The 13,575-nt window shown below is 61.3% G+C and carries 13 protein-coding genes; 5 read left to right on the top strand and 8 right to left on the bottom strand.

Annotation, left to right across the window (positions count from 1 at the left end; genetic code table 11):
* Nucleotides 1-77: 77 nt before the first annotated feature.
* From urtA to AEQ67_RS21000, 8 genes are all read right to left on the bottom strand, one after another.
* Nucleotides 78-1,343 carry an urea ABC transporter substrate-binding protein gene (gene urtA, locus AEQ67_RS21035; protein ID WP_059405752.1) on the bottom strand — a complete coding sequence of 422 codons (1,266 nt, stop codon included), beginning with the start codon at nt 1,341-1,343 and terminating at the stop codon, nt 78-80.
* A 452-nt stretch (nt 1,344-1,795) separates the two neighbouring features.
* Entirely contained in the window at nt 1,796-3,175 is a 1,380-nt protein-coding gene (locus tag AEQ67_RS21030; protein WP_059405751.1) for a PepSY-associated TM helix domain-containing protein, read from the bottom strand.
* Nucleotides 3,176-3,299: 124 nt separating this feature from the next.
* Entirely contained in the window at nt 3,300-3,740 is a 441-nt protein-coding gene (locus tag AEQ67_RS21025; protein WP_059405750.1) for a DUF2946 domain-containing protein, read from the bottom strand.
* A 21-nt stretch (nt 3,741-3,761) separates the two neighbouring features.
* Nucleotides 3,762-4,241: a copper chaperone PCu(A)C gene (locus tag AEQ67_RS21020; RefSeq protein ID WP_059405749.1), complete on the bottom strand. Its 480-nt coding sequence runs from the start codon at nt 4,239-4,241 to the stop codon at nt 3,762-3,764.
* A gap of 48 nt (nt 4,242-4,289) precedes the next feature.
* A complete protein-coding gene (locus tag AEQ67_RS21015; protein WP_059405748.1) occupies nt 4,290-4,688 on the bottom strand; it encodes a DUF2946 domain-containing protein in 399 nt (132 codons plus the stop codon).
* Nucleotides 4,689-4,987: 299 nt separating this feature from the next.
* On the bottom strand, nt 4,988-5,722 hold the full coding sequence (locus tag AEQ67_RS21010; protein ID WP_059405747.1) for a cobalt-precorrin-6A reductase: 735 nt from the start codon (nt 5,720-5,722) through the stop codon (nt 4,988-4,990).
* A complete protein-coding gene (locus AEQ67_RS21005; RefSeq protein ID WP_059405746.1) occupies nt 5,719-6,816 on the bottom strand; it encodes a cobalt-precorrin-5B (C(1))-methyltransferase in 1,098 nt (365 codons plus the stop codon). Before AEQ67_RS21005 ends, AEQ67_RS21010 begins: the two co-directional genes overlap by 4 nt.
* Entirely contained in the window at nt 6,809-8,020 is a 1,212-nt protein-coding gene (locus tag AEQ67_RS21000; RefSeq protein ID WP_059405745.1) for a bifunctional cobalt-precorrin-7 (C(5))-methyltransferase/cobalt-precorrin-6B (C(15))-methyltransferase, read from the bottom strand. Before AEQ67_RS21000 ends, AEQ67_RS21005 begins: the two co-directional genes overlap by 8 nt.
* A gap of 266 nt (nt 8,021-8,286) precedes the next feature.
* Here AEQ67_RS21000 and AEQ67_RS20995 point away from each other — a divergent pair, with 266 nt between their 5' ends.
* From AEQ67_RS20995 to cobJ, 5 genes are all read left to right on the top strand, one after another.
* Nucleotides 8,287-9,045 carry a hypothetical protein gene (locus AEQ67_RS20995; RefSeq protein WP_059405744.1) on the top strand — a complete coding sequence of 253 codons (759 nt, stop codon included), beginning with the start codon at nt 8,287-8,289 and terminating at the stop codon, nt 9,043-9,045.
* 73 nt (nt 9,046-9,118) lie between these two features.
* Nucleotides 9,119-10,519, top strand: coding sequence for a precorrin-3B synthase (cobG, locus tag AEQ67_RS20990; protein ID WP_082377931.1), 1,401 nt, complete (start codon nt 9,119-9,121; stop codon nt 10,517-10,519).
* Nucleotides 10,519-11,145 carry a precorrin-8X methylmutase gene (locus AEQ67_RS20985; RefSeq protein ID WP_059405743.1) on the top strand — a complete coding sequence of 209 codons (627 nt, stop codon included), beginning with the start codon at nt 10,519-10,521 and terminating at the stop codon, nt 11,143-11,145. The genes cobG and AEQ67_RS20985 overlap by 1 nt, the downstream gene beginning before the upstream one ends.
* A complete protein-coding gene (locus AEQ67_RS20980; RefSeq protein WP_017336332.1) occupies nt 11,145-11,876 on the top strand; it encodes a precorrin-2 C(20)-methyltransferase in 732 nt (243 codons plus the stop codon). The genes AEQ67_RS20985 and AEQ67_RS20980 overlap by 1 nt, the downstream gene beginning before the upstream one ends.
* Nucleotides 11,876-13,573 (top strand): precorrin-3B C(17)-methyltransferase, encoded by a 1,698-nt coding sequence (cobJ, locus tag AEQ67_RS20975; protein ID WP_059405742.1) that lies wholly within the window; start codon nt 11,876-11,878, stop codon nt 13,571-13,573. The genes AEQ67_RS20980 and cobJ overlap by 1 nt, the downstream gene beginning before the upstream one ends.
* Nucleotides 13,574-13,575 lie beyond the last annotated feature (2 nt).

Below are 13,575 nucleotides of genomic sequence, written 5' to 3'. Positions count from 1 at the left end.
AGCTTTTGGCGTCAGTCAGTACGCCTTCGCTGGCAAGCCAGCTCCTACAGGTTTTGTGTGAATGCGAACAGGTGGCTTTAGTTGCTCTTCACCGCATATTCCGGCTTCTTGTCGTTGCCCGGAATGAAAGGGCTCCACGGCTGGGCGCGGATCGGTCCTTCGGTCTGCCACACCACGTTGAACTGACCGTCGGCCTGGATCTCGCCGATCATCACTGGCTTGTGCAAATGGTGGTTGGTCTTGTCCATGGTCAGGGTGTAGCCGGACGGCGCGGCGAAGGTCTGGCCGGCGAGGGCTTCGCGGACTTTGTCGACGTCGGTGGACTTGGCTTTTTCTGCCGCTTGCGCCCACATGTGGATGCCGACGTAAGTGGCTTCCATCGGGTCGTTGGTCACCGCTTTGTCGGCGCCCGGCAGGTTGTGTTTCTTGGCGTAGGCTTTCCAGTCGGCGACGAATTTCTTGTTCGCCGGGTTCTCGACCGATTCGAAGTAGTTCCACGCCGCGAGGTTGCCCACCAACGGTTTGGTGTCGATGCCGCGCAGTTCTTCTTCGCCCACCGAGAACGCCACGACCGGCACGTCGGTGGCTTTGAGGCCTTGGTTGGCCAGCTCTTTATAGAACGGCACGTTGGAGTCGCCGTTGACGGTGGAGATGACCGCGGTCTTGCCACCGGCCGAGAATTTTTTGATGTTGGCGACGATGGTTTGATAGTCGCTGTGACCGAACGGGGTGTAGACCTCTTCGATGTCCTTGTCGGCCACACCTTTGGAGTGCAGGAACGAGCGCAGGATTTTGTTGGTGGTGCGCGGGTAGACGTAATCGGTGCCGAGCAGGAAGTAACGCTTGGCGCTGCCGCCTTCTTCGCTCATCAGGTATTCCACCGCCGGAATCGCTTGCTGGTTCGGCGCGGCGCCGGTGTAGAACACGTTCGGCGACATCTCTTCGCCTTCATATTGCACCGGGTAGAACAGCAGACCGTTGAGTTCTTCGAACACCGGCAAGACCGATTTACGCGACACCGACGTCCAGCAACCAAACACCACCGCGACCTTGTCCTGGGTCAGCAGCTGACGACCTTTCTCGGCGAACAACGGCCAGTTCGAGGCCGGGTCGACCACCACCGGTTCGAGCATCTTGCCGTTCACGCCGCCCTTGGCGTTGATCTCGTCGATGGTCATCAACGCCATGTCTTTGAGTGACGTTTCGGAGATCGCCATGGTGCCGGACAACGAATGCAGAATACCGACCTTGATGGTCTCGGCGGCCTGGACAGTCCAGGTCATGCCCATCGCGGCAATGGATGCCGTGAGTGTGAAAGCCTTGATCAAGCTGCGACGCTTCATTGTGCGATCTCCATGAACGTTAGAAGTTTTTCTTGGTTGGCAGATGCGGACTACTGAAGGGTCTTTAGCAAGGGCTGTGCCTGGTCGGCAAAAGGCAGGGAAATGTCGTATTAGAGCGGTTGCGCGGTTTAGAGGGCGCACCATAAGAGGACGAGGCTGGGGCGGTGGTGCGTCAGGATGCGCCACATCGGGGCGAAGGGTTGCAATCAACGCGGGGGTGGAGCCCGATCGCATTTTCCGTAGGAGCTGCCGAGTGAAACGAGGCTGCGATCTTGTGATCTTGATTTTTTAAGATCAAAAGATCGCAGCCTCGTTTCACTCGGCAGCTCCTACAGGATTCATGTCGTACACAACTGTTGTGATCGATCCGGGCTTGCCCGAAGGAAACCTGAGTTGCCAGTGTGACGCGCGGGAGGTTTACCGTTCCTTCAGCCCCGCGCATCTCGTCAGACTCACAATGACGTTGAGGCCGATTCAGTTTGCCGATTGAAACGCGACAGCAGTAGCCGATCCAGCAACCACACCACAACCAGCGAGGCGCCCACCAACGGAAACGCCACCGCCAAGCCAAACATGATCACCATCGCGGTTTTCCATTTCGGCAGGTCATGGCGCAGCGGTGGCACTCCGAGTTTGCCCTGCGGACGACGCTTCCACCAGATCACCACACCGCTGACGGCGCTGAGCAAAATCATCAGGCAGATCAGCAGCACGATGATCTGATTGAACAACCCGAACATCTTGCCCTCGTGCAGCATCACGCCGATTTCCGTGGCGCGGGCGACGGTGCCGTACTGCTCGTAGCGCACGTCGGCGAGAACGTCGCCGGTGTACTGATCGATATGCAGGGTGGCGTCGTTGCGCGGATCGTCAGCGAATACTGCGATGGTGAACACGCCGGTCGCGGTGGTCGGGAAGGTGATGCTGTAGCCCGGTTCGACCATGCTTCGCTCGGCGATGTTTTGCACGTCTTGCAGGCTGATGGTCGGTGCCGCAGGGCCGGCTGGCGCGCCGCCGTGGTTCATGTGTTCGGCGTGATCGCCGGACATCGGCATCGGCGTGTTTTCCATGGCCCAGGGCACGGTCTGGCGAGTGGCGCTGTTCAGGCTGCGGGCCTCGACGTCGGACTTGGGCATGTCATTCCACATCGCATCCGGGAATACGTTCCAGACGCCCGCGTATTGCTTGCCCCAGAAACCGGTCCAGGTCATGCCGCTGAGCAACATCACCAACAGCAACGACGCGCCCCAGAACCCGGTCACCGCGTGCAGGTCACGCCAGAGCACTCGACCGCGACTGCTCAAACGTGGCCACAAGATGCCGGCTGCCTGGCCGCGCGGCCACCACAAGAACACCCCGGAGACTACGAGCACAACGCCCCAGCCGGCGGCCAGTTCTACCAGCCGATCACCGACCGTGCCGATCATCAATTCGCCGTGAATCGCTCGCGCAACCGCTTGCAGATTCTTCTTGGCGTCTTGCTCGCCGAGGATGTCACCCTGGTACGGATCGATGAACACGTTCAGTTCATTGCCGGCATTGAGCACGACAAATTGAGCGCTGCGTTCGGCGTTGACCGGCGGCAGGTACTGCTTGATCGTTGCTTGTGGATAAGCCGCTTTGACCCGTTTCAGCAGGTCGTCGGCCGGCAGGCTGTGATGCCCGGCCGGGACGTTCATCAGGCTGCCGTACATCAACGGATCGAGTTGCGGTTTGAACAGGTAAATGACACCGGTCAGGGCCAGCATCACCATGAATGGCGCAACGAACAGACCGGCATAGAAATGCCAGCGCCACGCCAGGTTGTAGAAATTCACTTTGGGCTGTTTCATCACGTGTGCTCCGCTGTTGCTCGGATTTTTTAGTTATGGGTTCACGGTCGCTGCACACCCCTGTAGGAGCGAGCTTGCTCGCGAATGCGGTGTGCCAGGCGACATTAATAGGGGCAAACAGTGTTTACGCGATGATCGGCGGGGCGCGGGTGCGGGCACCGGGGAAGAAGGTTTGCCGGGCATGACCCAGGCGAGGGGATGGGGTAGTGAAGGTGTTGGCGGGCGGGGTGTCGAAGGCAGCGAACGACACACCACCGGTCAGCGCCGGGCAGTTGAACAGCAGGCTGCAATAACCGCATTTTTCCCAGAGCGCATGATGTGAAGCTGTTGGCGGGCAGTGCTCGGCGTCGGGTTGCGCGCCATGTTCGGCGTGCTCCAGTGCCGACATGTCCATGCTCATGGAGACTTGCATCAGCGCCGAGGCGCGTTGATCCATCGGCATCGATTGGGAAATCAGCGGGCCGATAAAGATCATCAACATGGCGAACAGGCTGATCCAGCTGCCGCGCGTCAGGCTTGATGGCTGACGACGGTATGTGGATGACCTGGCGCTAAGCGGGCGCATGGGCGTATTCAGCTCTGCTGATTACTGAGTGTGCACGTGCGCTTGCATGGCGTCCGGCGCCTGCTTCTGCACCGACACTTCGACCGTTACGTCACCGGCCTTCTCGAAATGCATCGTCAGCGGGAAGCGCTTGCCGTCGCTCAGCAGGCTGCGGTCCTTCAGGTTTAGCAGCATCACGTGGTAGGCCATCGGCGCAAACGTGACTTCGCCACCGGCGGGGATTTCCACGCTGGGCACCTGCTGCATTTTCATCAGGTCGTTTTGCATGATGTGTTCGTGCAGCTGGGCAACGTCAGCAATTGGCGAGTCGACACTGAGCAGTCGGTCGGCGGTTTTGCCTTCGTTGTGAATCACGAAGTACGCCGCAACGGTCGGCGCATTGGGCGGCAACTCTTGCGACCAGGGGTGAGCGATTTGCAGCTCGCCGGCCTTGTATTGGTGGGCATTGGCTAAGCAGGCAGGCAGCAGCAATGCGGCCAGAACGATGAGTTTGTTCAACATGGCAGTTCTCCAGAGCGATTCAAAACGCAGGTCGATTGCGCGAAGAAATCACACCAGAGGGGAGGCGCGAGGATTGAGGCTCGGCCATTGCTGGCGCGGTGTCGGGGTATCGAGAGCGGTGGGAGGCAGGCTTCGATTGGCTTCGAAACGTGCGAAATACAACTGCGGAACATGATTTGGCAACGCTACCAATGGTGCGGAGCCGGAGCAGCACCAGCAATGCTGCATGTTGGAATGATCGTCGCTCTGCGGCGCTTTCTGCTCGATATCGCCCAGGGAAATCGCCACCATCTTCGTCCCGCTGGACGAGCAGAAACTGCCCCACAACAATTGTTCGGCGGGCGATTTCGCCGTCTGCGCCATCGCTCCGGACATCGGCATGGCGAGCAGATTGAACAGCACTGCGAAGCAGGCGATCCAGGCAATTGCGAGCCGTTGTCGGGACATAGACAAAAATCCGGTGGGTGGGCGATCAGGCGCGGCTATTTAGCCTGATCAGTGCCGATAAGTAAAAAGACCGCGTGCGGTGTGGTGTCGCAGCGCGAGGCTTTCATAGCCTTCATGATAGTCGCGAATTCCAGATTGCCAGTACCGTCCAGCCCAGGCCCCACACATTTTTGTAGCAGCTGGCGAAGCCTGCGTTCGGCTGCGCAGCAGTCGTAAAATCAGAACACGCGGTACATCAGACATACCGTGCAAGCCGGATTGACGACTGCTGCGCAGCCGGACGCAGGCTTCGCCAGCTGCTACAGGTTTTGTATTGATTCTGCTGTCAGGGCAGTCAGCACGTCTGTGACCGAGCCAAACTCCCGCTCAACCCCCGGCAACACCGGCCGCTTCAACACCACCACCGGCACCCCACGCTCCCGCGCCACTTCCAGCTTCGGCTCGGTCGCGGTACTCCCGCTGTTCTTGCTGATGAGCACATCAATCTGCCGCCGTTCAAACAGCTCGCGCTCATCCTCAATCAGAAACGGTCCACGTGCGCCAATCACTTCACAACGCTCGTTACCCGGATAAACCTCCAATGCGCGCAAGGTCCAGAATTGCTCCGGGGGGATTTCATCCAGGTGCTGCAACGGTTCGCGGCCCAGGGTGAACAGCGGTCGGCGGAAGGGTTTCAAGGCGTCGATCAGTTCCGCCCAGTCGCTGACTTCCCGCCAGTCATCCCCGGGCTGGGGTTGCCACGCCGGGCGCCGGAGTACCCAGCAAGGAATGTCGGTCAATTGCGCGGCTGTCGCGGCGTTCTGACTGATTTGTGCGGCGTAGGGGTGAGTCGCGTCCAGCAGCAGATCGATTCCTTGATCGCGAATGAACTGTGCCAGCCCTTCAGCGCCGCCGTAGCCACCGACGCGAACCTCGCAGGTCAGGTCCGTCGGCACGCGACCGACGCCGGCCAGGCTGTAGATGTGGTGTGGCCCAAGGGTTCTGGCAATGGCCAAGGCCTCAGTCACGCCGCCCAGCAACAAAATGCGCTTCATTGAAAAGCTCCTGCGTGGCCGACAATCCCGCCTTGGCGATCGATGGCAAAGACTTCCACTTGCACCTGCGCCGGGACCACGCTGCGGGCGAAGTCGAGCGCGTGCTGACACACCGCATCACCGAGGGCGATCCCGACGGCGCTGGCCATGGCCAACGCCTGCTGACTGGTGTTGGCTTCGCGGATGTTTTGTTGCAACCCCTCATCAGCGCCGACCGCAGCCGCCCATTCGGCCAGTTGCGGCAGGTCGATGCTCGAATGCCGGCTGTGCAAATCCATATGCCCGGCTGCCAGTTTGCTGATCTTGCCGAAGCCACCACAAATACTGAGTTTAGCCACCGGCACTTTGCGCAGGTGTTTGAGCACCGCACCAACGAAGTCGCCCATTTCGATCAGGGCGATTTCCGGCAGGTTGTAGACCTGGCGCATGGTGTCTTCGCTGGCGTTGCCGGTGCACGCAGCGATGTGCAGGTAACCGTTGGTTTTGGCCACATCGATGCCCTGATGGATCGAGGCAATGTAAGCCGCGCAGGAGAACGGCCGGACGATGCCGCTGGTGCCGAGAATCGACAGTCCGCCGAGGATCCCCAGTCGCGGGTTCATGGTTTTCAACGCCAGCGCCTCGCCGCCCTCGACGTTCACCGTGACCTCGAAACCGCCGCGATAATCGAGCTCTTCGGCCAGCAGCATCAGGTGATCCGTCATCATCTTGCGCGGCACCGGATTGATTGCCGGTTCGCCGACGCCCAGTACCAAACCTGGTCGGGTGACTGTGCCGACACCTCGACCCGCGTTGAAACGAATGCCCGGCTCGTCGCTCAATCGCACGCGGGAATAGAGCAGGGCACCGTGAGTTACGTCCGGATCGTCGCCGGCGTCCTTGAGGGTTCCGGCTTCGGCGCCGTCATCCAACAGCCGACAGAACTCCAGTCGCATCTGCACCTGCTTGCCTTTGGGCAGGACGATTTCCACGGCGTCCGAACTCGTCCCGGACAGCAACAGTCGAGCGGCCGCAAGGCTGGTGGCGGTGGCGCAGCTGCCGGTGGTCAGGCCGCTGCGCAGCGGTGCGGGTTGTTCAGCGGTTTCGTCACGCATCGAAGGGTTTGACCACGTCCAGCACAGTAATCGGCAACGCCTGGCGCCAGGTATCGAAGTCGCCCAACGGCTGGGCTTGAGCGATATGAATACGCGTCAGCTCGCCGCCGTGCCGCTCACGCCAGGCCATCAAGGTCGTTTCACTTTGCAGCGTGACCGCGTTGGCGATCAGCCGGCCACCCGGTTTGAGTGCAGCCCAGCACGCGTCCAGCACACCGTCGCGGGTGACGCCGCCACCGATGAAAATCGCGTCCGGGCGTTCGAGCCCGGCGAGGGCTTGCGGCGCGCTGCCGCGAATCAGTTGCAGGCCGGGCACGCCGAGGGCGTCGCGGTTGTGCTCGATCAATTGTTGTCGCCCTTCATCCGCCTCGATGGCCAACGCCCGGCAGCTCGGATGCGCGCGCATCCATTCGATGCCGATCGAACCACTGCCAGCGCCGACGTCCCACAGCAGTTCACCGGGTGTCGGGGCGAGGCGGGCAAGGGTGATGGCGCGCACGTCACGTTTGGTCAGTTGGCCGTCGTGCCTGAACGCAACGTCCGGCAGGCCGGCCAGGCGTGACAGGCGCGGCGTATTCGGTTCGGCGATGCACTCGATGGCGATCAGATTCAAATCAGCGATGACCGGATCGCTCCAGTCGTTGGCGATGCCGTCGATGCGTCGTTCGGCTGCGCCGCCCAAGTGCTCCAGCACCGTGAGGCGACTTGGACCGAAACCGCGCTCACGTAAAAGCGCCGCAATCGCGGCCGGGCTTTGGCCGTCGTTGCAGAGCACCAGCAAACGCACGCCGCTGAACAATTGCGCGTTGAGTGCGGCAATGGGGCGGGCGACCACCGAAAGCGTTACCACCTCCTGCAACGACCAGCCCAGTCGCGCGGCGGCGAGAGAGCAAGAGGAGGGCGCCGGCAGGATCAGCATTTCGTCGCAGGACAATTGCCGCGCAAGACTGGCGCCCACGCCGAAAAACATCGGGTCGCCGCTGGCTAGCACGCAGACGGGTTCGCCACGCAAAGCCATGACTGGCTCTACGGAAAACGGGCTTGGCCAGCGTTGGCGCTCGCCACGAATGCACGGCGGCAGCAAATCCAGATGCCGTTGGCCACCGAAGATCCGTGAGGCACGCAGCAGCGCGTGCCGGGCGTTCTTGCCCAGACCCTTGAAACCGTCTTCACCGATGCCTACTACCGTCAGCCAGGGTGTCACTGCGTGCTCCTCAAAAAAACGCCCACCGCAGGGGTTGTCACCGGGTTCGGGCCTGCGCGGGATGATACCGCGCCTGCGCTGTTTTTCACGCATGCCGCGTACTGGCGGGAAGCCGGATTGGGAGGATGTATGGCGGGTAAAAGGTGAACTAAGTTGTGCGGCGTTAAATATCTTGTGCCATATCGAAGGTGTTGTAGGGCGCCATGTTTGGTTAGTTTGAAAATGTAGTAACCAATACTGAGTTTAATTATATAAAAAGGAATTTTATGTTTGACACCTCTATGGAATATCCGATGCTGGAGCAGCGCCTGGCCTTTCTTGGACTGCTCCCTGCACCTGACGCGCGAGGCCCGCACGCCACACCACGCACACTGGCCGCCAGCACCTCCACCAACGTTCGTGCATCCGTGGCGGGTAGCTCAATTGTCGCCGTCGCAGGGCCTGTGTCCGAAGACGATGAACAGGCCGTGCTGGACTGCGCGCTTTACCTCGAGCAATACACCGACACGCGCTATAACCGCGAAACCCAATGGTATGAGTGGTTGCAGCATTACACGCTGGGCCTATGGAATCTCGGCTGGATACATCAACGCCCAGTCATGCTCGAAAGCCAGCTGACCGTACTGTATGAGCCAATCACCAGTGCGATCCTTGAAACATTGAAACCCAACGTCAGCGTGCCTGTGTACGACGCTGCGATGGAGGCGTTCAAGTCGTTGAAAGACAATCTGCAGGCATCCATCCTGTTCGCGCAAAAAAGTGGGCGGGAGCGCAGTCGGCATTTTCAAACGATGCCCTGTGCCTATGATGCCAAGGGTCAACTGACCCTCATGCTGTTGCACTCCTGGTATGACGCAGAAGTGATTCCGGAGCAGTTTCTATTCATCAAGTGGCTGGATCACGAGGTCACGCTGGTTCAGCACTATGGGGCGTTTACGCTGGACAAAAAGCGCTTCGGTCAGGTGGCCGCCGCGATGCGGGCCAAGATTACCGAGCGCAGCCGCGACTATCTCATGCGGATTTGACGAGGGACCGGCATTCATTCGGCAGGGTCTTGCGCCGTGGCAGTGAATGCTCTGGTCGTCCGACAAGCTTTTCATACCCCGTTGCAAAGCAGGCATAATACGCGGCCTCCGCCCAGGAAGTGCTTTGCACGGGTTCACCTTGAACACATCACCCTCTGTACCGCCGCTCGTAGAGACTGCGCGCCCCTCGGCTTGTCCGGGGTTGTTTCGTGTCGTCCAGGCGTTGGACGGCGGGATCTGTCGTATCAAGTTGCCCGGTGGTTCGATCAGCAGTGCCCAGGCCAGGGCAGTCGCTGAGGCTGCGCAGCAGTTCGCCGGCGGTGTCATCGAAGCGACCAATCGCGCCAACCTGCAGATTCGCGGCATCGGCGAGGCACATGCTGCGCTGGTCGAGCGGCTGGTGGGCGCCGGACTGGGATCGTCGACCGTCAGCGGCGATGATGTGCGCAACCTGATGTTGAGCCCTTGTGCCGGGATTGATCGGCACATGCTGGTCGACATTCGTCCGCTGGCCGAGGAAATACTCGCCAGCTTGCAAAGTCACCAACGCTTTCATCAATTGTCCGCCAAGTTTGCCGTGCAACTCGACGCCGGTGAGGCGTTGGCGATGCTCGAACATCACCATGACGTGTGGCTGTCCGCGACCGAGGTGGAAGGCCGGATGATGCTGGCGTTTGGTCTGGCGGGAAGCCCGATCGACCCGCCCTTGGCCGCCGTGCCCCTGGCCCTTGGGCATGAACTGGTATTCAAGATTCTTGAGCTGTTCCTCGACCTGGCCCGCAACGACCAGACACGCATGCGTCACCTGCTGGCCGAGTACCCGGCGGCTGATTTTCTGGCGCAATTGACGGAGCGCCTGAGCGTTGCGCCGGTGGCTGTTGGCAACGGGTGTCGTCGTGTCGACACGCAGTCGCTGCACTTGGGTATCCACCAGCAACGTATTCGTGGCCGAGTCTATGTCGGCACCGTCGCGCCTCTTGGTCGGCTCGATCCGCTGATGCTCAGAGGTGCCGCCAGCCTGGCCGATGAGTACGGCGACGGCACGTTGCGATTCACGCCATGGCAAGGGTTGCTGCTGCCCAACCTGTGCGAGCGTGATGCGCCGCACGTCTGCGAGCGCTTGCAGCAACTTGGATGGCTTTGCTCTCCCGCGCAGACGCTGGCGCGGGTCATCGCTTGCACCGGCTCGGCTGGCTGCGAAAAATCGCGGGCCGACACCAAAAACGATGGGCTGCAACTGGCCGCATTGCTGCAGCAAAAAGACACTGAGCTGAGCGTGCACCTGTCCGGTTGCCCGCGTTCCTGCGCCGCCGCGCACGTCGCGCCCGTCACGCTGCTGGCCGTGAGTCCCGGTCACTACGACCTCTATTTTCGCGAAGCGGGGCAGCCGGGTTTCGGCGCCCTGCACGCACGCAACCTTACTATTGAAGCGGTCGGCGCCTTGCTCGACGCCCGCTCACGGAGCCCTTTTTGATGCTTGATTACATCCGCGACGGTCAGGATATCTATCGCAACTCCTTCGCGATCATTCGCGCCGAGGCCAACCTCGAGCGCATCCCGGCCGATCTGGAAAAACTCGCCGTGCGCGTGATTCATGCCTGCGGCATGGTCGATGCGATTGACGGCCTGCAATTCTCCGAAGGCGCAGGCAAGGCCGGGCGCGAGGCGCTGGCCGCCGGTGCGCCGATTTTGTGTGATGCGCGGATGGTCTCCGAAGGCGTGACCCGCACGCGTTTACCGGCGAACAATCAGGTCATCTGCACCCTGCGTGATGAAAGCGTTCCAGACCTCGCTCGTGAGCTGGGCAACACCCGTTCCGCCGCGGCGCTGGAACTGTGGCGCCCACATCTGGAAGGCAGCGTTGTGGTGATTGGCAACGCGCCAACCGCGTTGTTTTATCTACTGGAAATGCTCGACGCCGGCGCGCCGAAACCGGCGCTGATCCTCGGTTTTCCGGTGGGCTTTGTCGGCGCTGCAGAGTCCAAGGCTATGCTGGCGGCAGACAGTCGCGGCGTGCCCTTCGTCATCATGCAAGGCCGGTTGGGCGGTAGCGCCATGGCCGCGGCTGCCGTCAATGCCCTCGCCACGGAGATCGAATGATGCAGCAACCTGGACGTTTGATCGGCCTCGGCGTCGGCCCGGGTGATCCGGAACTGATTACCGTCAAAGCCCTGCGCCTGCTGCGCGAATCGCCGGTGGTGGCGTACTTCGTGGCCAAGGGTAAAAAGGGCAATGCCTTCGGCATCATCGAAGCGCATTTGCAGGACGCGCAAACCTTGCTGCCGCTGGTTTACCCGGTGACCACCGAGGCGTTGCCGGCTCCGCTGTCCTACGAGCAAGTGATCAGCGATTTCTACGACGCCGCGGGTGAAGAACTCGCCGCGCATCTCGATGCGGGCCGTGACGTGGCGGTGATCTGCGAAGGTGATCCGTTTTTCTACGGCTCCTACATGTACCTGCACGATCGCCTGGCTGAACGCTATGAAGCCGAAGTCGTGCCGGGCGTTTGCTCGATGCTCGGCGGTGCTTCGGTACTCGGTGCGCCGCTGGTGTATCGCAACCAGAGCCTGTCGGTGTTGTCTGGTGTGTTGCCGCACGACGACCTCAAGCGGCGTTTGGCGGATGCCGATGCCGCAGTGATCATGAAACTGGGGCGCAACTTCCCCAAGGTTCGTCAGGTGCTCGAAGAGCTTGGCCTGGCCGAGCGGGCGCTGTACGTCGAACGTGCAACCATGGCCAATCAAAAGATCGTGCCGCTGGATCAGGTCGAGCCGATGTCTTCACCGTACTTCTCGTTGATCATCGTTCCGGGTGAAAGGTGGCAAGGCTGATGGCCCTTAATGCTCCGGCGATTGTCATTCTTGGTAACGGCAGCCTTGCCACTGCGCGCAAAATTCAGCAGGTGTACCCCGGTTCACTGATTCACGGATTGGCAGAGCGGGTCGACGGCGCGGACCGCGTCTATCGCGAGTTCGGCGCGACCCTGCGCGAGCTGTATCAGCAGGACACGCCGATCATCGCCCTGTGCGCGGCCGGGATTGTGATTCGCACGCTGGCGCCACTGCTGCTGGAGAAAGGTGCCGAGCCGCCGGTGCTGGTGGTGGCCGAAGACGGCAGTGCGGTGGTGCCGCTGCTCGGTGGCCTGGGTGGCGTGAACGTGCTGGCGCGGGAGATTGCCGCCCATCTCGACGTGGTTGCCGCCATCACCACCAGCGGTGAGTTGCGTTTTGGCACCTGCCTGCTCAATCCACCCAGCGGTTATGCCTTGGGGGATCTGGAGCTGGGCAAGCGTTTCGTTTCCGATCTGCTGGCCGGTGAAACGGTGCGCATCGAAGGTGCGGCGCCGTGGTTGGCGCAAGCGCAGTTGCCTGAAGATCCACAGGCGCGGCTGACGGTTCATGTCGGCCATGCCGAGCGTGAGCCGGCGGCCAACGAATTGATGATCTACCCGCGCAATGTCTTGGTCGCGGTGAGTGGTGACGTGGCGAATCTGCCGGGCTCGATTCGAGCAGCTTTGCATCAAGCGAAAATTGCCGTGCAATCGGTGGCCTGCTTGCTGGCCGCCGACACTGAACTGGCCAGCCCGGGGCTACGTGAAGCCGCGCTGGAGTTGGGTGTGCCGTTGCGATTTGCTGCCGGCGCAGAGAGCGTTCGGGCGCTGGCTCGCCGTGCTACCGAACAGCCAGCTGCCTTCTACGGCGACGACGAGATTTCCATCGCGGTTGCCGAGCAGCCGCTTGACCCATTAACGATCGGTCGCCCGCGCGGGCGGCTGGCAGTGATTGGTCTGGGGCCGGGTGCTGCCGAGCTGATGGTGCCGGCGGTGAAGGCGGAGCTGGCTCGCGCCAATGATGTGCTGGGCTACGAGACTTATGTGCGCATGGCCGGGCCATTCCGTGCTGATCAAGTGATGCACTGCACCGACAATCGCGAAGAAATGCAGCGAGCCCGTCATGCGTTTGAACTGGCGGCCCAAGGGCGGTCGGTAGTGGTGGTATCGTCTGGCGATCCGGGGGTTTTTGCCATGGCTGCCGCCGTGCTGGAAGCCTTGCACGAGTCCACGGATGCCAACTGGCACAACGTCGATCTGGAGATTTTGCCGGGCGTCTCGGCATCACTGGCGACGGCTGCCCAGGCCGGTGCGCCGCTGGGGCATGACTTCTGCGTAATGTCGCTGTCGGACAACCTCAAGCCCTGGTCGATCATCGAGAAGCGTCTGGACCTGGCCGCCGAAGCGGATCTGGCACTGGCTTTCTACAATCCGATTTCCCGCTCGCGACCCTGGCAATTAGGTCGTGCGCTGGAGATCGTCGCGCAGCATCGCCTCCCTCACACGCCCGTTGTGCTGGGCCGCGATATCGGTCGTCCAGGGCAGACCATGCGGGTCACCACCCTGGGGCAATTGACCCCCGATCAGGTGGATATGCGCACCATGGTCCTTATCGGGTCCTCGACCACGTGTGTGTTTCCCCGTGCAGACGGTGGGGAGTGGGTGTACACGCCGCGTTGGTATGGCAACAAGCCGTAAAT

This window comes from Pseudomonas sp. RIT-PI-q, assembly GCF_001297125.1.
Lineage (GTDB): Bacteria > Pseudomonadota > Gammaproteobacteria > Pseudomonadales > Pseudomonadaceae > Aquipseudomonas.
Note: the sequence above shows the minus strand (reverse complement) of the source record. Positions and strands in the feature narration are given on the sequence as shown.